Source organism: Rhodococcus sp. 06-235-1A, from assembly GCF_002258785.1.
Taxonomy (GTDB): domain Bacteria; phylum Actinomycetota; class Actinomycetes; order Mycobacteriales; family Mycobacteriaceae; genus Rhodococcoides.
On the sequence record NZ_NOYI01000003.1, the window covers coordinates 160,237 to 179,427 of the forward strand.

Annotated in this window: 18 protein-coding genes; 15 read left to right on the forward strand and 3 right to left on the reverse strand. The window is 65.5% G+C overall.

The genetic code is table 11. The annotated features are described in order from the left end of the window. Positions 1–132 precede the first annotated feature (132 nt). The 10 genes from CH275_RS02595 (at position 133) to ligA (ending at position 11,040) form a co-directional block, all read left to right on the forward strand. Positions 133–933, forward strand: coding sequence for an electron transfer flavoprotein subunit beta/FixA family protein (locus CH275_RS02595; protein ID WP_094674880.1), 801 nt, complete (start codon positions 133–135; stop codon positions 931–933). 42 nt (positions 934–975) lie between these two features. Then, entirely contained in the window at positions 976–1,932 is a 957-nt protein-coding gene (locus tag CH275_RS02600) for an electron transfer flavoprotein subunit alpha/FixB family protein (protein WP_094674882.1), read from the forward strand. A gap of 147 nt (positions 1,933–2,079) precedes the next feature. Then, complete coding sequence (locus tag CH275_RS02605) at positions 2,080–2,898, forward strand: GNAT family N-acetyltransferase (protein WP_094674884.1); 819 nt, start codon at positions 2,080–2,082, stop codon at positions 2,896–2,898. Beyond that, positions 2,895–3,821: a lysophospholipid acyltransferase family protein gene (locus CH275_RS02610; RefSeq protein WP_256990825.1), complete on the forward strand. Its 927-nt coding sequence runs from the start codon at positions 2,895–2,897 to the stop codon at positions 3,819–3,821. The genes CH275_RS02605 and CH275_RS02610 overlap by 4 nt, the downstream gene beginning before the upstream one ends. An 82-nt stretch (positions 3,822–3,903) precedes the next feature. Continuing rightward, complete coding sequence (locus CH275_RS02615; RefSeq protein ID WP_094674886.1) at positions 3,904–5,142, forward strand: cysteine desulfurase family protein; 1,239 nt, start codon at positions 3,904–3,906, stop codon at positions 5,140–5,142. Then, positions 5,142–6,230, forward strand: coding sequence for a tRNA 2-thiouridine(34) synthase MnmA (gene mnmA / locus CH275_RS02620; protein WP_094674888.1), 1,089 nt, complete (start codon positions 5,142–5,144; stop codon positions 6,228–6,230). The genes CH275_RS02615 and mnmA overlap by 1 nt, the downstream gene beginning before the upstream one ends. Continuing rightward, complete coding sequence (locus tag CH275_RS02625) at positions 6,227–7,246, forward strand: methionine synthase (protein WP_094674890.1); 1,020 nt, start codon at positions 6,227–6,229, stop codon at positions 7,244–7,246. Before mnmA ends, CH275_RS02625 begins: the two co-directional genes overlap by 4 nt. Positions 7,247–7,448: 202 nt before the next feature. After that, positions 7,449–8,567: a GGDEF domain-containing protein gene (locus CH275_RS02630; protein ID WP_218828743.1), complete on the forward strand. Its 1,119-nt coding sequence runs from the start codon at positions 7,449–7,451 to the stop codon at positions 8,565–8,567. Positions 8,568–8,633: 66 nt separating this feature from the next. Beyond that, positions 8,634–8,816, forward strand: a complete 183-nt coding sequence (locus tag CH275_RS02635) for a hypothetical protein (protein ID WP_094675338.1) — start codon at positions 8,634–8,636, stop codon at positions 8,814–8,816. Between the two features lie 55 nt (positions 8,817–8,871). Next, a complete protein-coding gene (ligA, locus tag CH275_RS02640; RefSeq protein WP_179275932.1) occupies positions 8,872–11,040 on the forward strand; it encodes an NAD-dependent DNA ligase LigA in 2,169 nt (722 codons plus the stop codon). A 135-nt stretch (positions 11,041–11,175) separates the two neighbouring features. Here ligA and CH275_RS02650 read toward each other — a convergent pair whose 3' ends face one another. Beyond that, positions 11,176–11,826, reverse strand: coding sequence for an amino acid-binding protein (locus tag CH275_RS02650; RefSeq protein WP_094675342.1), 651 nt, complete (start codon positions 11,824–11,826; stop codon positions 11,176–11,178). A 307-nt stretch (positions 11,827–12,133) separates the two neighbouring features. Here CH275_RS02650 and gatC point away from each other — a divergent pair, with 307 nt between their 5' ends. Genes gatC through CH275_RS02670 form a run of 3 tightly spaced genes read left to right on the forward strand, consistent with a single transcriptional unit; the run spans position 12,134 to position 14,991 of the window. Beyond that, positions 12,134–12,433 carry an Asp-tRNA(Asn)/Glu-tRNA(Gln) amidotransferase subunit GatC gene (gatC, locus tag CH275_RS02660; RefSeq protein ID WP_094674896.1) on the forward strand — a complete coding sequence of 100 codons (300 nt, stop codon included), beginning with the start codon at positions 12,134–12,136 and terminating at the stop codon, positions 12,431–12,433. Then, positions 12,430–13,902: an Asp-tRNA(Asn)/Glu-tRNA(Gln) amidotransferase subunit GatA gene (gene gatA, locus CH275_RS02665; RefSeq protein ID WP_094674898.1), complete on the forward strand. Its 1,473-nt coding sequence runs from the start codon at positions 12,430–12,432 to the stop codon at positions 13,900–13,902. The genes gatC and gatA overlap by 4 nt, the downstream gene beginning before the upstream one ends. Before the next feature lie 6 nt (positions 13,903–13,908). After that, a complete protein-coding gene (locus CH275_RS02670; protein ID WP_256990826.1) occupies positions 13,909–14,991 on the forward strand; it encodes an alpha/beta hydrolase in 1,083 nt (360 codons plus the stop codon). A 15-nt stretch (positions 14,992–15,006) separates the two neighbouring features. On the opposite strand, the gene CH275_RS02675 is transcribed toward CH275_RS02670, so the two are convergent. Then, positions 15,007–16,422 (reverse strand): alpha/beta-hydrolase family protein, encoded by a 1,416-nt coding sequence (locus CH275_RS02675; RefSeq protein ID WP_094674900.1) that lies wholly within the window; start codon positions 16,420–16,422, stop codon positions 15,007–15,009. After that, complete coding sequence (locus CH275_RS02680) at positions 16,419–17,063, reverse strand: hypothetical protein (RefSeq protein WP_094674902.1); 645 nt, start codon at positions 17,061–17,063, stop codon at positions 16,419–16,421. The genes CH275_RS02675 and CH275_RS02680 overlap by 4 nt, the downstream gene beginning before the upstream one ends. A gap of 216 nt (positions 17,064–17,279) precedes the next feature. Here CH275_RS02680 and CH275_RS02685 point away from each other — a divergent pair, with 216 nt between their 5' ends. Both CH275_RS02685 and CH275_RS02690 read left to right on the forward strand, forming a co-directional pair. After that, positions 17,280–18,467, forward strand: coding sequence for a sensor histidine kinase (locus CH275_RS02685; RefSeq protein WP_094675346.1), 1,188 nt, complete (start codon positions 17,280–17,282; stop codon positions 18,465–18,467). Positions 18,468–18,477: 10 nt separating this feature from the next. Continuing rightward, entirely contained in the window at positions 18,478–19,140 is a 663-nt protein-coding gene (locus CH275_RS02690) for a response regulator (RefSeq protein ID WP_094674904.1), read from the forward strand. The last annotated feature ends 51 nt before the right edge of the window (positions 19,141–19,191 follow it).

The window sequence follows — 19,191 nt, forward strand, 5'->3', positions numbered from 1 at the left end:
GTCGGACGGACGAGGAAGTAAGTTACCCATGAGTAACTACGGTGAGGTAACCTCGTCCCAGGCCGTAGAACTGTACGAACCGTTAGAACACTCACGATCAGCAGAACATGACCAGGAGGTCGACGCAGACCCATGACGAACATCGTTGTTTTGATCAAGCAGGTTCCAGACACGTGGTCCGAGCGCAAGCTCACCGACGGTGACTACACCCTCGATCGCGAGGCTGCCGACGCCGTCCTCGACGAGATCAACGAGCGGGCCGTCGAAGAAGCACTGCTCATCAAGGAAGCCCAGGGGGGCGAGGTCAAGGTTCTGTCCGCAGGCCCCGACCGCGCCACCGATGCCATCCGCAAGGCCTTGTCGATGGGTGCAGACAGTGCCGTGCACCTCAACGATCCGAGCTTGCACGGCTCCGACGCGATCCAGACCGGATACGCCCTCGCTGCCGCGTTGGGCAACGTCGCATTCGAGAACGAGGAGCCGGCCGACCTCATCATCGCCGGCAACGAGGCCACCGACGGACGTACCGGTGCAGTTCCCGCGATCATCGCCGAGTACTTGCAGATTCCGGCCCTGACGCAGTTGCGCAAGCTCACCGTCGCCGACGGCAAGGTCAGCGGCGAGCGGGAGACCGACGAGGGCATCTTCGGTCTCGAGGCCACGCTTCCCGCCATCGTGAGTGTCACCGAGAAGATCAACGAGCCGCGCTTCCCTTCGTTCAAGGGCATCATGGCCGCCAAGAAGAAGACGGTGCAGACCATCACGTTGGCCGACATCGGTGTCGAGGACGGCATCGTCGGAGTCGACAATGCGGGCACGACCGTCACCTCGTCCACCCCCAAGCCTCCGAAGACTGCAGGCGAGCGGCTCACCGACGAGGGCGACGGCGGCGACAAGATCGCCACCTACCTCGTCGGCCAGAAGATCATCTGATCCCGCCCCACCGAGCAATCGAAGACAAACGAGGAGCAAGTCATGGCAGAAGTACTCGTGCTCGTGGAGCACGTCGAGGGAACACTGAAGAAGGTCAGCTCCGAGCTGATCACCGCCGCTCGCGCACTGGGTGAGCCGTCCGCGGTCGTCACCGGCCCGGTCGGCACGGCCGACAAGGTTGCCGACGCACTCACGGAGGCCGGCGCCGAGAAGATCTACGTCGCCGAGTCCGACGACATCGACGGTTTTCTCGTCACCCCGAAGGTCGACGTACTGTCCGCGCTCGCGGAGTCGGTCTCGCCTGCGGCGATCATCACCGCAGCCACGATCGAGGGCAAGGAAGTGGCGGGAAGGCTCGCCGCACGTCTGGGCTCGGGCTACCACAACGACGTCGTCTCGCTGAACGGTGACGGCAGTGCCGTCTACTCGATCTTCGGCGGCGCGTTCACCGTCGAGGCGAAGGCCAACGGCGACGTACCGGTCATCTCGGTGCGCCCCGGTGCAGTCGAGGCCGAGCCGAAGGCCGGAGCGGGCACGCGCGAAACCGTCGACGTACCGGCACAGGAAGACGGCACCGTCAAGGTCACCTCGCGTGACCCGATCGTGGGCGGCGACCGTCCGGAGCTCACCGAGGCGACTGTCGTCGTCTCCGGCGGACGTGGCGTCGGCAGCGCCGACAAGTTCTCGGTCGTCGAGGATCTCGCCGATTCGCTCGGTGCCGCAGTCGGTGCCTCGCGCGCTGCAGTCGACTCCGGTTACTACCCGGGCCAGTTCCAGGTGGGCCAGACGGGTAAGACCGTCTCCCCGCAGCTGTACGTCGCCCTCGGCATTTCCGGAGCCATCCAGCACCGCGCCGGAATGCAGACCTCGAAGACCATCGTCGCAGTGAACAAAGACGAAGAGGCTCCCATCTTCGAGATCGCCGACTACGGCATCGTCGGTGACCTCTTCAACGTCGCACCGCAGCTGACCGAGGCAGTCAAGAAGCACAAGGGATAGCAAGTATCGCTGTTCTCCGAACAGGCCCTCACCGCATGTGCGGTGAGGGCCTGTTGCGTCGAGCTGCGCAACCTTGTTCACGCAAACTCTTCCGACACGTTTCCCCGACGATGCCCGGTGGTCTTCCCCGGTCGTTAGACACACCTCATGACCACTTCCGTCATGAGCTCGACTGCATCGATCGTCCCGGCCACCGACCGCTACTCGCTGGTGTTGTCCACCGACCCGGAGCACCGACTCGCCGCGCAGCGTCTGCGCTACGAGGTGTTCGCTTCCGAGCCGGGATTTTCCATTCCCACCGACACCGACGGCCTCGACGCCGATCGGTTCGACGAATTCTGTGATCACCTGCTCGTTCGTGACCGATGGACCGACACGTTCGTCGGCTGCTACCGCATGTTGCCGCCACAGGCCGCCGTATCGGCCGGTGGGTACTACACGGCAACCGAGTTCGATATCTCCGCGCTCGATCCCTTCGGCATGAATATCGTCGAAATGGGAAGGGCTGCAGTTCATCCCGATCATCGATCCGGGTCCGTGCTCGGACTGATGTGGGCCGGAATCCTGCACTACCTCGATGTGACCGGATACGAGTGGGTGATGGGCTGCGTGTCGGTGCCCATGCAGTCCGCACCCGGGGAGCCCGTCGGGGCCAACGTTCGCAGTGTTCGAGACCGCCTGTTGGACAAGCACGCCACGCCGCTCGACCGTCGGGTCCGGCCGTACGCTCCGGTCGTCGTCGACGGCGTGGATCTGACCGACATCGCACCCGCGAAGCGAACGTCGATGCCGCCGTTGATGAACGGCTACCTTCGGCTCGGTGCCTCCATCTGCGGTGAGCCGGCGCACGACCCCGAATTCGGTGTCGCCGATTTCGTCGCGCTGCTCGGGCTGCACGAGGCCAACACGCGGTACCTCGATCGGTTGCGTTCGGCCGCAACGACCTTCGAGTCGGGTGTCCGGTGACGCAACCGATCGTGCACACTCATGCATGGATGCCGTCGTCGCCGTGCAGTGACGGTTGTCTGCCGAAGAACCCGCCGACGGTGGGACGGATCGTTCTCATTCTGCGTATCGTGCTGGCACTGACTGCGTTCGGTGTGCTGCCTGTGCTGGTCGTACTCGGCGTGCCCTTTCCGAGGGTTCGCCGTTCGCTGACGCGGATCGGTGCTCGCACACTGCTGTTCGCCATGGGAATCGACTTGACCGTCCTCGACGCCCGCTCCGAACGGGAGCGCTCCCGAACAGCCGCAGGTGCTCTGCACGTCGCCGGTCACATCTCCTGGACCGACGTCGTGGTGCTCACCGCGGTACAGCCGTCGACCTTCGTCGCACGTGCCGATCTGATCGACTGGCCGGTGCTCGGTCGTCTCGCGCGGGCCATGAAGGTACTTCCGATCGATCGAGCTCGACTGCATCAGCTCCCCGCCGTCGTCGATCAGGTGGCCGATCGTGTCCGTGCCGGCGGATCGGTCGTCGTCTTCCCCGAGGCCACCACCTGGTGTGGTCGCGCGTACGGATCGCTTCGGCCTGCGCTGCTTCAGGCTGCGATCGATTCGGAGACCTGGGTACAGCCGATTCGGCTGCGCTACCTCGACCGGACCGGCGAGCAGACCACCGCCACGTGCTTCGTCGGGGACGAAACGATCGGCACATCCATCGGCCGGATCTTCCGCCTGCGAGGACTGCGTGCCGAGGTGGAGTACACGGCCCCGGAGGCACCCGGTGGCGATCGACGTGACCTCGCTCGACGATGCGAGGTGGCAATTCGACGCGACGGAGTGGAGTTTGCGGAACGACCCGGGAAGGACGTCTACGACCCCACCGTGCACGAGGTGATGGCCGAGGCCGAACGCAGCCCGATGCCGCCGACGGTTGCGGCGGCCTGACCGACCGTCGGCCCATGTGAGTGCGGACCCACCTCGCGCAGGTAGGTCCGCACTCACGGCACCGGGTATCGTCTAGCCTGTTATGCCTTCTGTGCGCAGTACGACTGCTTCCGCCCCGCCGCGGCCACCGGTGTACCTCGATCACGCAGCGACGACTCCGATGTTGCCGAGCGCCATCGAGGCGATGACCTCTGTATTCGCCACTGTCGGAAACGCGTCGTCGCTGCACACCTCCGGTCGATCGGCTCGTCGCCGCGTGGAGGAGTCCCGCGAGTCGATCGCCGCCGATCTCGGCGCACGCCCGTCCGAAGTGATCTTCACCTCCGGGGGCACCGAAAGCGACAACCTCGCCGTCAAGGGCATCTTCGCAGCTCGTCGTGACTCCGATGCCGCGCTGACCAGGATCATCGCGAGCTCGGTGGAGCATCACGCGGTGCTCGACGCAGTGGAGTGGCTCGTTGCGCACGACGGTGCGAGTGTCACGTGGCTCCCGGTCGATGCCGACGGTCGAGTGGCACCGGACGTACTACGCGCCGAACTTGCCCTGCACGCGGACGAGACCGCCTTGGTCACGATCATGTGGGCCAACAACGAAATCGGCACCATCATGCCGATCGCCGAGCTGGCCGCCGTCGCCGCCGAGTACGGCGTCCCGATGCACAGCGACGCGATCCAGGCCGTGCCCCATCTGCCCGTGAGTTTCTCGGACAGTGGTCTGTCCGCGCTGAGTGTCGCCGCGCACAAGTTCGGTGGCCCTCAGGGCGTCGGAGCGTTGTTGCTCGGTCGTCAGGTTCCGTGTGTTCCGCTGTTCCACGGTGGTGGACACGAGCGAGACGTGCGATCGGGCACGCCGGACACCGCGGGTGTCGTCGCGATGGCGGCGGCGCTGCGGTCGACCGTCCAGAACGGGTCTCGGCACCGCGCCGAGCTGAGCGCACTGCGCGATCGATTGATCGGCGGAATCCGCGACGCCGTTCCCGACGCCATCCTCAACGGCCCCGAGGGCGACGACCGGCTGGCCGGAAACGTGCACTTCACCTTTCCCGGGTGCGAGGGCGATTCGTTGTTGATGCTGCTCGACGCGGCGGGCATAGAATGTTCGACAGGCTCCGCGTGTACTGCGGGCGTGGCGAGCGCCAGCCATGTTCTGATCGCACTCGGTAGCGATCCCGGCGTCGCCCGTGGATCGCTGCGATTCTCGCTGGGAGCCGGCTCGTCCGACGCGGACGTCACCACTGTGCTTGCGGCTCTGCCGCAGGTCGTCGAACGTGCTCGCGCCGCCGGCCTGGCAGGCGTCGGAGCTCGAGGAGGAAATCGCTGATGCGTGTTCTGGCTGCAATGAGTGGGGGAGTCGACTCGGCAGTGGCCGCGGCCCGTGCCGTGGACGAGGGCCACGACGTCGTCGGGGTGCACTTGGCGCTGTCCACCGCTCCCGGTGCGCTGCGCACCGGTTCGCGGGGCTGCTGCTCCAAAGAGGACGCCGGCGACGCTCGCCGAGCTGCCGATGTGCTCGGAATTCCCTTCTATGTCTGGGATTTCGCCGATCGCTTCAAAGAAGACGTCATCGACGACTTCGTAGCGTCCTATGCAGCGGGCGAGACTCCCAACCCCTGCCTGCGATGCAACGAGAAGATCAAGTTCTCCGCTCTGGCAGACCGAGCCCTCGCACTGGGCTTCGATGCCGTGGCCACCGGCCACTACGCCCAGTTGCACGACGGCGTACTGCGCCGGGCAGTGGACGCGGACAAGGACCAGTCCTACGTGTTGGCCGTGCTGAACCAGGGCCAACTCTCGCGTGCGATGTTCCCGATCGGGGATACTCCGAAGTCCGAGATCCGTGAGGAAGCTGCCGAGCGCGGGCTCGCCGTCGCGGACAAGCCGGACAGCCACGACATCTGCTTCATCCCCTCGGGAGACACTCGTGCCTTCCTCGGCGCACACATCGGCGTCCGCCCGGGCAAGGTCGTCGACTCCGACACCGGAGCCGAACTGGCCGACCACGACGGTGTGCACGGTTTCACCATCGGGCAACGCAAGGGACTCGGTGTCGAGGGGCCCGCCGCAGACGGCCGCCCCCGCTACGTCACCTCGATCGAGCCCGACAGTGGCACCGTGATGGTCGGTTCTGCTCAGAAGCTCGACGTCTGGGCAATCAGCGGAGACCGTGCGGTGTGGACCGAAGGCACCGCACCGACCGGTCCCATCGAGTGCATCGTCCAGGTTCGCGCGCACGGCGGACTGACCGAAGCAGTCGCCGAGGCGGTGGGCGAGGGGATGGAGATCCAACTGCGGTCTCCACTCACCGGTGTCGCGAAGGGTCAGGCAGCGGTGTTGTACCGCAAGGACATTCACGGAGACATCGTCATCGGTAGCTCGACCATCTCGGGCACTCGATCCGAGCGCGAGTGACCCAGAGCAATTTCGCAGGCCTCGCCACCGGTATCGGTTCGTGGCCGGGCACCGACGTCCGTGAGGCTGCCGCGATCGTCCTCGGCGAGTTCGAGGAGCTTCCGCACATCGTCGAGCTTCCGGACCGCGGCCTCGGTGCGGACATGGTCGGGCGCACCGGAGCGATCATGGTCGACGTCGAACTCGACATACGCACCTCCGGATATCGAGTGGTGCCACGTCCGATGCTCGCCGGTCGTCGGGCACGCGATTTTCTCACCGAGGACCTCGACGTACTGGAGGAACTGTGGGAGGTCTCGGGACAACGCGGCAGCGGGCGCACCGTCAAAGTTCAGGCCGCGGGGCCGTTCACGATGGCAGCGCAGGTCGAACTGCGGCATGGGCATCGCGCTCTGACCGATCGCGGGGCCCTGCGCCATTTCACCGAAGCCCTGGGGGAAGGCCTGCGTCTGCACTGCGCTGAACTGACGCGTCGGCTGGGGGTCGACGTCGTGGTTCAGCTCGACGAACCCAGTCTCGCAGCCGTTCTGGCCGGCAGCCTGTCCGGAATCACCGGACTCGACACGGTGCGGGCAGTTCCCGAGCCGGAGGCACTCGAACTGCTCGACTCGCTCATCGAGACGGTCGCCCTCCCGGTTGCTGTGCATTGCTGCGACACCGACGTTCCCTTCGATCTGCTTCGCCGCTCGCGGGCCGTCGCGGTTGCCGTGGACGCGACGGGGCTGCGCCGCACCGACTTCGACGGAATCGGTGAGTTGCTGCAGATGGGAAAGACTCTGATGCTCGGCTTGATTCCGTCGGAAACCCCCGTGCGGCCGCCCCATTGGCGGGAGCTCGCGGAGCCGGGCGTCACCTTGATCGACCGCCTCGGTTTCGATCGTTCGGTGTTGGCGTCACAGGTTTCGGTGACGCCCAGTTGCGGTCTGGCCGGCAGCACTGCGGAGTGGGCCCGTCGCGCAACAGGACTCGCCCGCGACGTGGCCTCGGCCTTCGCCGACTCACCCGATTCGTTGTGAGATCGCACAGTCGCCTCGAGTGAAAAGCCTCGGGCCCCGCACTGCCGGAACCCAGGGCGGTAGGGACGTCGAACAGGTGTGACACTATTCACATGGCCGTCGGGGGTCTATCGAATCGGTGGGAGTTCGGAAAATGGCATCAGGCGGTCGCGACTTCGACGAGGTTGCCTCCCTCCGACGTTCCGGTAGACACCGTCGAGGTGTGTTGGCCAAACTCGCTGCCGCAACCTCCGACTGGTATCGGGCTCCGCACGACTTCGAGTGGATCCTGAACCACAGATCTACCCGCCCGCTGACCGGAATCATTCGTGCCGTATTCGGTACGGCGACGATGATGTACGCGCTGACGTCGATTCTGATGCTCTTCAGCGACCTGGGTCCTCAGGGAACGATTGCGATCGGCTGGGTCGGCCTGGTGCTCGTAGTTCAGGTAGCCGTCGCTGCTCGGTGTGTGTTGGGACCGATCCCGGGGAAGAAGTGGTTCATCGGCTTTCTCGCCTTCGGCGACATCCTCACGACCTCGGTGTTGATTCTGTACGACCCGATCGCCTCGCTCATCGGAACAGTGTTGTTCGCGATCACTGGTGCACTGTGCACGTATTTTCTGAGTCCACGCTTGCTGGTGGCGCACTTGGTGTGGACCGCCACGTTCATCGTCGGTTTCGGCATCCGCACGTTCGTGACGGTGATGAACGACGATGTGGACTACATCGACGGGCCCGCTGTCGCGACCGCCACGGTGGTTCTGCTCCTGGCGACGGTGGGCGTGCCCGTGTTCGCTCAGGTGGCGTGGACGACATTGTCCAACGACGCCAAGCGGTCGGTACTGGACCCGTTGACCGGGGTATACAACCGGCGCGGCATAGACAGCGAACTGCTGGACCTGTGGCAGCACGCCCACCATCGGGATATGTCGATGGCGTTCATGGTCGTCGACATCGACAAGTTCAAGTCCGTGAACGACAGGTTCGGGCACAGTCGCGGAGACGATGTGATCGTCAGGGTCGCCGATCGACTTCGGCGATTGGTCCGTCACCGGGGCGGCGTGCTCGCCCGAACCGGTGGTGAGGAATTCCTCGTCGCCCTGGTCGGCGACGCGCGGGGGATGGTCGATCTCGGATTCGACGTGGTTCGGGTGCTCTGCGACAGTCGAGACGACATCCCCGTCACCGTCAGTGTGGGGATGGCCCTGCTGCGCGAGGACTCGGCTCTGTGGGACGTGGGAACCTCGGTGGTGGGCAGGGCCGCGCGTACGGCGGACGCGGCGATGTACCGGTCCAAGCAGTCCGGCGGCAACAGTCTGGTCATCGACGAGATCTGAGCCGCTCCCGCATCGACAACTCCGTGCACCGATGTGATCGGATCGGAACTCTGCGATGATCGAGCGATGTATCGGCTATCGGATGCCCAGCGACGTGGATTGCCCGCCGGAGTGCTGCTGTCGGTGATGGCCTCGGTGCTCGGCGGCATCTACTCCGATTCGTTCCTCACCGGTTTCGCGCTGACCGCCGGCATCTGTGCGGTCGCGCTGGTGGCCGCAACGCTGTTGCTGGGACTGATGGGTCGCTAGTCGCGCGGTGTCGGCCGATGCGTCGCTGTCGGTGGGGTCGGATAATCTTCGAGACGTGCCTGAGCCGACCGAACCACCCGCAGGAGCCGACGACACCGCAGGGACCGTCGGGACCGAACTCGACGCCGCGTCGTCGGCCGATCGCGAGCGTTGGCAGACGTTGGCCGAGGAAGTGCGCGGTCACCAGTTTCGCTACTACGTGCGCGATGCCCCGATCGTGTCCGACGGCGAATTCGATGCTCTGTTGCGGGAGCTCAACGATCTGGAAGATGCGCACCCGGATCTGCGTACCGCGGACTCACCGACCCAGTTGGTCGGTGGCGGCTTCGCGACGGAATTCACCGCGGTGGACCATCTTGAACGAATGCTCAGCTTGGACAACGTGTTCGATCACGACGAGCTTCGGGCATGGGCCAAACGAGTCGAGGCCGAGGCGGGGCCGGATCTGCACTATCTGTGTGAGGTCAAGATCGACGGCGTCGCGTTGAACCTGGTGTACGAGAACGGCACCCTCGTGCGCGGAGCCACCCGCGGCGACGGCCGGACCGGTGAGGACGTGACGCTCAACGCTCGCACGATCGACGACATCCCGGACACCCTCACGGGTAGTGCCGAGTACCCCGTACCGGAGGTGCTGGAAGTGCGCGGGGAGGTCTTCTTTCGCCTCGAGGATTTTCAAGCCCTCAATGCTTCCCTCGTGGAGGAGGGCAAGCCTCCGTTCGCCAATCCGCGAAACTCCGCGGCTGGGTCGCTGCGACAGAAGAATCCTGCCGTCACCTCCAAGCGACGCCTGGGCATGATCTGCCATGGGTTCGGGCGGATGGTGGGCTTCACCCCCGATTCGCAGTGGCACGCGTACGAGGCCCTCCGAGCCTGGGGTCTGCCGATCTCCACGCACACCACGCGGGTGCAGGGGATCGACGCGGTCGTCGAGAAGGTCGTCTACTGGGACCAGCACCGACACGACGTAGAACACGAAATCGACGGCCTGGTGGTCAAGATCGACGAGATGTCGCTGCATCGGCGGTTGGGAACGACGTCTCGGGCACCGAGGTGGGCCATCGCCTACAAGTACCCTCCCGAGGAAGTCACCACGACTCTGCTCGACATCCGTGTCAGCGTGGGCAGGACGGGCAGAGTGACGCCGTTCGCCTACATGACTCCGGTTCTCGTCGCCGGCTCCACGGTGTCGCTGGCGACCTTGCACAACGGTTCCGAGGTCAAGCGCAAGGGCGTTCTGATCGGTGACACCGTGACCATTCGCAAAGCAGGAGAAGTCATTCCGGAGGTTCTCGGCCCTGTCGTCGACGCCAGGACCGGTGACGAAACCGAGTTCGTCATGCCCACCGAGTGCCCGGAGTGCTCGACGCCCCTGGCCCCGGCCAAGGAAGGTGATGCGGACCTGCGGTGCCCCAACTCGCAGTTCTGCCCGGCGCAACGCCGCGAGCGGGTGTTCTTCGTGGCCGAGCGGCAGCGATTCGACATCGAGGGCCTCGGCTACGAGGCCGCATCCGATTTGTTGAGCGCAGGTGCCATCCAGGACGAGGGCGATCTGTTCTCGCTCACCGAAGAAGACCTGATGAAGACGGCGATCTTCCGCACAAAGTCCGGGTCGCTGTCGGCCACCGGCCGAAAGTTGCTCGACAATCTGGCTGTCGCGAAGAACCAGCCGCTGTGGCGGGTCCTGGTCAGCTTGTCGATCCGGCACGTCGGTCCGTCGGCAGCACGGGCATTGGCCGGAGAGTTCGGCAGTCTCGAGCGCATCGAAGCGGCATCGGTCGACGAGTTGTCGGCGGTCGACGGCGTGGGTGGCACCATCGCAACCGCCGTCTCGGAATGGTTCGAGGTCGACTGGCACCGAGCCATCGTCGACAAATGGCGTACAGCCGGCGTGCGGATGGAGGACGAACGCGATGCGTCGATCGACCGGAATCTCGAGGGACTCTCGATCGTCGTCACCGGGTCTCTGACGTCGTACTCGCGGGACGAAGCCAAGGAAGCGATCCTGCTCCGAGGTGGCAAGGCTGCAGGTTCGGTTTCGAAGAAGACGTCGTTCGTCGTTGTAGGCGAGTCTCCTGGTTCCAAGCACGACAAGGCAGTCGAGCTCGGGGTACCGGTGCTGGACGAGGCGGGATTCACTCGGCTACTGGCCGAGGGGCCCGAGGCGGTGGCTCCGGCAGAGCCGGCACCGGAATCCGTCCCTGGAGTGCAGCCTGCGGAATGACCCGGATGACCAGGAGTGCAGCCTGCGGAATGACCCGGATGACCAGGAGTGCAGCCTGCGGAATGACCCGGATGACCAGGAGTGCAGCCTGCGGAATGACCCGGATGACCGACTCGACCGGCCTCGGGGCACCCGTCAGTTCAGAACGGTAGCGACGATGCCGGCGAGGTAACCGAGGCGAGCAATCTCCGAGGGCCGAAACTCCGGGCCGCCGGGACGGCCCAGCATGAGTACGGTGCCGGTGCTACCCAGCGGAGCAGCGGCGATCTTGGTATCCATGTCGCGCCACACCTGTGGAACCCATTCGGCATCGGCGTCGAGAGCAGCCGGGGCCGTCAGCGGGAACCATGGCAGGTCTGCAGCATGGGTCTCGGGTGCTCCGGGGCTGCCGACCAGGCGGAACGGACCCTGTGCGTTGGTTGCCACCACCGTGCTCCACCCCACTCGCAGAACGCGGGGAGCGCCGTCGACCAGTACCTGCATTCGGTCGTCGGATGCCGCCGCGACGCGATCGATCAATTCCAATTCACGGTGGGTGTCGAGGACGCCGGTATACGGCCGGATGGAGTCGACCCGGACACCGGTGAGGTTCTCGGCGGCCGTGATCAACGTGTCGGGAAGCGAACCCTGTGCGACGTCGACCACCAGGTCGTCGACCGCATATCCGTCGCCGCGTTCGATGACATCGAGCGAGAGGATGTCTGCTCCCACCGAACCGAGTGCGACGGCCAACGATCCGAGGCTGCCCGGCCGGTCCGGCAGTTGAACGCGGAGCAGGTAGGACATGTCACGCTCCCTTTCCATTTCTGGCGTACTTCGGCCACCCCAGCATCGTCGTTCGACACTGACGGGTGGAGAGGGACACGGTGCACCCCGGCGCGAGCAATCCTTGCATCTTCGACCTGTGCGGAACGTCGCGCAACGCGGGCAGTGACAATTCTGACACCCGAAGTGCCCGCGAGGCGTGCGTGAAGCATGCGAAACGTTCCGCACTAGGCTGGACGGCGTTCGCGGACCCGTTCGGTTCGTAGTGCACGAATACGGAGTCGTCTCTGCCGGCTCCACTCCTACTGTGTGAAAGAGGTCTTACGCGGTGCCTGACATCTCCCGCGACGAGGTCGCTCACCTCGCCCGGCTGTCGCGCTTGGCTCTCAGCGACGCCGAACTCGACGAGTTCGCCGGCCAGTTGGACTCGATTCTTCATCACGTCAAAGCCGTGGCGGAGGTGGCGACGGACGATGTTCCGGCGACGGCCAACCCCAGTGACATCGTGAACGTGACCCGTCCCGACGTGATCGTTCCCGGGTTGACGCCCGAGCAGTCGCTGTCCGGCGCACCGAACGCGGAGGAGGGCCGATTCGCGGTGCCTCAGATCCTGGGAGAGAGCGAATGACCGACCTGACGAAGCTCGACGCGTCCGAGCTCGCCACCCGTATCCATTCTCGTGAGGTGAGCGCGGTCGAGGCTACGCAGGCACATCTCGACCGCATCTCCGAGGTCGATGGGGATCTGCATGCATTCCTACACGTGGCAGGCTCGGAGGCACTGGCCGCAGCGAGTGCCGTCGACGCCGAAATGGCTGCAGGACACGCGCCTGCATCGGCTCTTGCCGGCGTGCCGCTGGCACTCAAGGACGTGTTCAGCACCACCGACATGCCGACGACGGCCGGGTCGAAAATTCTCGACGGCTGGATGTCGCCGTACGACGCGACTCTGACCTCGAAGTTGCGAGCCGCGGGAATTCCGGTGCTGGGCAAGACCAACATGGACGAGTTCGCGATGGGTTCGTCCACCGAGAACTCGGCCTACGGACCGACCAAGAACCCCTGGGACACCACCCGAATCCCCGGCGGCTCGGGCGGCGGCAGCGCAGCGGCCCTCGCCTCGTACCAGGCACCGCTGGCCATCGGCACCGACACCGGCGGATCGATCCGTCAGCCGGCGGCACTGACCGGCACCGTGGGCACCAAGCCGACCTACGGCAGCGTCTCGCGCTACGGACTGATCGCGTGCGCGTCCTCGCTCGACCAGGGCGGTCCGTGTGGTCGGACCGTGCTCGATACGGCCCTGCTGCACGAGGTCATCGCCGGATACGACCCGCGGGACTCCACGTCGGTCGACACGGCGGTTCGACCGGTGGTGGCGGCGGCACGGGAGGGCGCTCGCGGTGATCTGTCGGGCGTTCGAGTCGGCGTTGTCAAGGAACTCCACTCGGACAGCTATCAACCCGGTGTGATCTCGTCCTTCGACGCAGCGGTGGCCGCCCTCACCGGGCTCGGTGCAGAGGTCGTCGAGGTGTCGTGCCCCAACTTCGTGCATGCTCTGGCCGCGTACTACCTGATCTTGCCGTCCGAGGTGTCGTCCAACCTGGCTCGGTTCGACGGAATGCGGTATGGACTGCGGGCCGGTGACGACGGCAAGCACAGCGCCGAGCAGGTCATGGCAATGACGCGTGCGCAGGGGTTCGGGCCGGAAGTCAAGCGTCGCATCATGATCGGGACGTACGCCCTCTCGGCCGGCTATTACGACGCCTACTACGGTTCGGCTCTGAAGGTCCGCACATTGATTGCGCGGGACTTCGATGCCGCATACGAGAAAGTCGACGTGCTGGTGTCGCCGACGACCCCGACCACGGCATTCCCGTTGGGGGACAAGGTGGATGATCCGATGGCGATGTATCTGAACGACCTGTGCACTCTGCCGACGAACCTTGCGGGGCATTGCGCCATGTCGGTGCCGTCGGGACTTGCGTCCGAGGACGGTCTGCCTGTGGGGTTGCAGATCATGGCTCCGGCGTTCGCCGACGAGCGGCTCTACCGCGTCGGTGCCGCGTACGAAGCCGCTCGCGGCGATCTGAGGTAGTACGAGGTGTTGCATCGGTGGGCTGCAGACTTGGCTCATCGGCCGTTGCTGTTCGGTGCGGTGCCGACCGTTGCGTTGACGGCGGCGGCACTGCTGTCGGTGGTCCTGGTCGGTGCCGTCGTCGTGCGGGCTCGGCGTGGTCGTCCCCTGGGAGTCGTGTTCGGTTCGGTCAGTGCCCTGGGTCTGCTCGCATCGCTGCTGGTTGCAGCGGCCGTTCTGACCAACCTGACCGTGACTCGGTATCCGACGGTGGCGCTTGCGTTGGGGCATGCGCCGGTCGCCCCGGTCGAGGGGCACGGCAGGCTCGTCGATCTCGAGGTGCCCGGCACGGTGTCGCACTTCACCGCGCGGCCTGCGACGGTCTATGTGCCGGCGTCGTACGACGCCGGTGCCGATGATCTTCCCGTGCTCGTGCTGCTCACCGGGCAACCCGGCCACGTCGTCGACTGGATCGAAGGCGGCCACCTGGCCCAGACGATGGACGCCTTCGCGGCACGCCACGGCGGAGCGGCCCCGATCGTCGTCGTTGCCGACGGCCTCGGCGATACCGAGGCCAACCCCATGTGTATGGATTCCGAACTCGGAAACGCTGCGACGTACTTGTCCGTCGATGTGCCGCAGTGGATTCGGTCGACCTTCCGGGTGTCCTCGGATCCGCGCTCGTGGGCGGTCGGCGGGTACTCCTACGGCGGAACGTGCGCCCTTCAGCTGGCCGTGACCGCACCGTCGGTGTACCCGACCTTTCTCGATATCTCCGGTGAGGACGAGCAACGCCGCGGGACGAAGAGCGAATCGGTTGCCGCGGCCTACGGTTCGGACACCCCGGCGAACGAGGCTCGATTCGAGCAAACCACACCGCTGAACATTCTCTCGCGCAGCAGCTTTCCTGACTCGGCCGGTGCCTTCGTCGTCGGATCCGACGACGAGGAATTCCGGCCACAGACCGAGCGTGCATTCGAGGCTGCAGTGGCATCCGGTGTGGACGCACACTACAGCGAATTGCCCGGTGGCCATTCGATGCAGGTGTGGGCTCCGGCGCTCGAGCAGGAAATGGATTGGCTAGGTGGACGATTGGGGCTGCTCGACTGACGCTCGGACCTGTCGTCACCGACACCGCGGCATACTCGTACCTTGGTCGGTGCCGTACCGATGGCCGTGACCTGCGTCGACATCGAGCGCTGCTGCAAGATCGATCGACGTCTGGACGAAACTCACGAGGGGCAGCCACATCGGCGTGGGCGCATCGTGCCGGGTGGTCACCGGACTCGGAGCCGACCACAGCAATTGTGCGGACCACCGGACGACGGGATCCGAGGAATTTGCCAATACCGTTGCACCCTCGGTGTTCACGGCTCCGGCTGGTGGGCCTGCCCACACGGCACCGCAGATCAACGGATTCGTGTTCCGGTGGGTGAGGTATGCGTCGCTTCCCGCCACCGAACCCAAACTCTGGCCGTACACCACTATCTTCGGTGGTGTCGCTTCGGTTGCCGCTCGTGCCGCAATTGCATCGACCACCGCATCCGCGGAGCGGCGGGCGTCGTCCTCGGCGAACAGGAACGTCGCCCAGCTGGGCTTGTTCGAGTACTGCACCGCCACGGTCGCCACGCTCCCGCCGAATGCGTGTTCGGCACCTGTCACGGCATTCTCGTCGACCCAGCCCGATCCGGTCGGTATTGCAACGACCACGACGTCACGCGCGAAGGCTTCGGCGCGCTCCATGTCCGCTACGGCCATGTTCACCCGCTGTTCGAGTGTCGGTGCCGAGTCGAGACCCACGTAGATGCGCGCGGCGCGGGGGTCGAGGCCGCCGGACACGAACTTTCGGCCTTCCCTGCCCAGCGTGCGCCACGGCACCAGGGAGTTCGGACTTCCCGATCTGGTTTGTGCGACCGGAGCGGTCACCGTCTCGTCCAGCGCGGAGTTCGAGGCCGCGAAAGAACTGGACATGGCCGACCAGAGCGCAGGTACGGCCACGGCATACGAGAGAACGCCGACGATCACGATCAGACCGATCGACCGGGCCACGCCGAGCGCATTGCACAATTTCAGTGCGCCGAGACCGATTCCCCACAGGGCGAGGGCAACGCAGCTCGCTCCGCCGACGACGTCGATGGCATAGCGCCAGTCCACCGTGGGTGAACCCATGGCCAGACGTAACGTGTTCTGCCACATCACATTCGAGTACACAGCGCCGAGTGCGATCATGGTCCCGACGCCCGCTGCCCATGCCTGCGCGCGAAATCGAGAATGCCGGTGTGTTCGGAGTGCCCATCGGGCGGACCACGCAACGGCGAGTGCGATCGCCATCGATACGCCCGTCGATAATGCCTGGGTGACGGCCGGCCTGGGGAGCAGTGCAGGAGCCGAGGACGCCAGCACCGCAACGGTGAGTGCGACGGAGGTGCCTACTCGAGGAAGTCTCAGGCCCGACGACGGCGGGGACTTCGTTACGGTTTGCCGAGCGGCAGGCCGCGCCGTACCGGCCGGAGCGGGGACTCCGGTGATCGACGCCATCATGCGCGTTCACCCGATTCGGGGACCGTTACCGGCCTGCGTCGATACCGGACGATCAGCGTGGACGACAGTGCCATCAGGGCGACGAGCACACCGACCGACGCGATCGGGAGCGCGGGTTCGGCCACCGGCGCGCCGAAGGATTGTCGCCACGAATTGATATCGACGGCCGTCGCGGCCACCGAGGCCGCGGCGTCGCACATCCGACGAGGGCCATCGGAGGTTCTGTCGACGCATGCGGCGTGCATGCGGGATTCGAGTTGCGCATCGATCGATCTGCGCCACCCCGGATCCACGGCCTTACCTGTCGCGGCGGCATACCGAATGAGGTCGTAGCCCAGATCGTGGGCCTTGCAGGCGGAATCGAATTCCGACGGCAGCGGTACGGGTGACGAACAACCGCCCGTGGGATTCTCGGCCATGGCGTCCTGCACCCGCGGGCGGTATCCCATCACGGTCGAAAAGTCGTCCGGGATGGTCAGGGTTGCTACCTCTGCGGACTCCGTGACGAGTGCGTGCACCGCCAGTGCAACCGGCGAAGTCGTGTCGGTGGTCGGGGGTCTCGATGCGGCCCCGGTGGTTGCGGTCACCGCCACGGTCGCTGCAGCGATGCATATCAGGGCGCGAGAGATGTTCCTGCTCATGGGTTTCGACGCTAAGGAGCGACATTCTCACTCGGCATCGCACCGAGGTCTCGTTCGGCGGTGCCTGCAGGGGTCCTTCGGCAGTCGACCCGGTACCCGAAGTCTGCATCGAACTGATACTCAGGTATGACGACCTGCTCGGCCGGTACTCCCTAGGCTCGGTCCGTGCGCAAGAAACGATCAGGAGATTTCGAGCCCGTCGCGGCCAGGCGTCGGCTGCCGACCCGAATCCTCGGTGTCCGTTCGGTCGACGTGTCGATCGTGGCCGTCACTGCGGTGCTCTACTCCATCGCATGGCCGACATTGCCACTCACCCATCATGTTTCGGTTCCACTGCTGCCGCTCGTCGGCGCACTCGCAGCGTTTCCCTTTGCGCTGATCCGTGTCAACCCCGCGCTCGGTTGGGCCGTCTCGGCGTTGTCTGCGCTGGTGGTGCCGGTCGTGTTCGACCGCGTTCCGGGATACGACTATCCATGGCAGGTCGTGCACATCCTCGTCCTGTTGGCGTTGCTGTTCACAGTTGCCCTGCGATCGCCGCCGTCGATTCTGCTGCTGTCCTGGCTGGCCAGCATGTTGGTGTTCTTCGCCTTCATGCCGGGCTCGGACGGAGTCGGCTGGTCGGTCGGTCTCACGGCGGTCGTGGTGTTCGGGCTGTTGATTCGCTGGCTCGTTCTCTCTCGTAGGCAACTCGCGCAGCAGGAGGAGGTCAGTGAACTCGAGCGCACCCGGCGAACGGTGCTCGAGGAGAAGGCGAAGATAGCTCGCGATCTGCACGACGTCGTGGCGCACCACATGTCGATGGTGGTGGTACAGGCGCAGAGCGCGCCGTATCGACTCGACGACGTATCTCTCGCTGCCGCAGAGGAATTCGAGTCGATCGGAGCCACGGCACGCGAAGCACTCAACGAGATCAGGGGAATGCTGGGAGTGCTCCGCAGCGACGGTCAGCAGTGGCAGGATGCGCCGGCACCGAATGCACTCGACCTCGAACGCACCCTTCGGGCGAGTAGCAAAGCGGGAATGGATGTCCGATGGAACATCACCGGACCGGTCGCGTCGGTCTCCGAAACAACGGGTTTGGCGCTCTACCGAATTCTCCAGGAGTCGCTGTCGAATGCGGCGCGCCACGCTCCTGAAGCCGCCGTGACGGTCGACATCACGGTCGGGCCGAGCACCGTCGTGATGACCGTCGTCAATGCGCCGTCGCCGAAGATCGGTGTCACCCATGCCGCTGGATCGGATACCGGCGGGCACGGTATAGCGGGTATGCGTGACCGCGCGCGGGCGGCGCACGGTTGGTTGCATGCCGCCGTTCTGCCGGACGGCGGATTCGAGGTGGCGGTGCACGTGCCGAACGGCATGCCGACCTCGACGGAATCGACGGTCGCGGACGACCTCGCCTAGGCTGACGAGCGTGGCTACCACGGTGTTCATCGCCGACGACCAAGCGATGGTGCGGCAGGGATTCGGCGCATTGCTCGGAGCCCAGCCGGATATCTCGGTCATCGGAGACGCCGACAACGGCAGGACGGCGGTCAGCGAGGTCGCCCGGTTGTTGCCCGACGTGGTGCTGATGGATGTTCGGATGCCGGAGATGAACGGTCTCGATGCGGCGCGCGCGATCCTGTCTGCATCCCTGCCGTCTCCGGTGCGCATCTTGATGCTGACCACGTTCGACATCGACGACTACGTCTACGAGGCGCTTGCTCTCGGTGCGAGTGGCTTCATGCTCAAGGATGCGCCGGCCGAGGAGTTGATCAGAGGTGTGCGCGTCGTCGCCGCGGGTGAGGCTCTGCTGGCACCGTCGGTGACCAGACGGCTCATCGCCGACGTCACCTCCCGACGCGGAGCGCGCCGCCACCCGTCGCCGCGGCTGAGCGATCTGACTCCGCGCGAACGCGAGGTGCTCGAGCTCATCGCCACCGGCATGTCCAATTCCGAGATTGCCGGCACTCTTTTCCTTGCCGAACAGACCGTGAAAACTCATGTCGGCAAGGTCCTCGCCAAGCTCGGACTACGCGATCGCGCCCAGGCCGTCGTGCTGGCCTACGAGACGGGCGTCGTCACGCCGAAGTGAGCTACGGGAGGTACCGCCGCGCGCTGTACCCCACGTCCGATTAGGCTGACG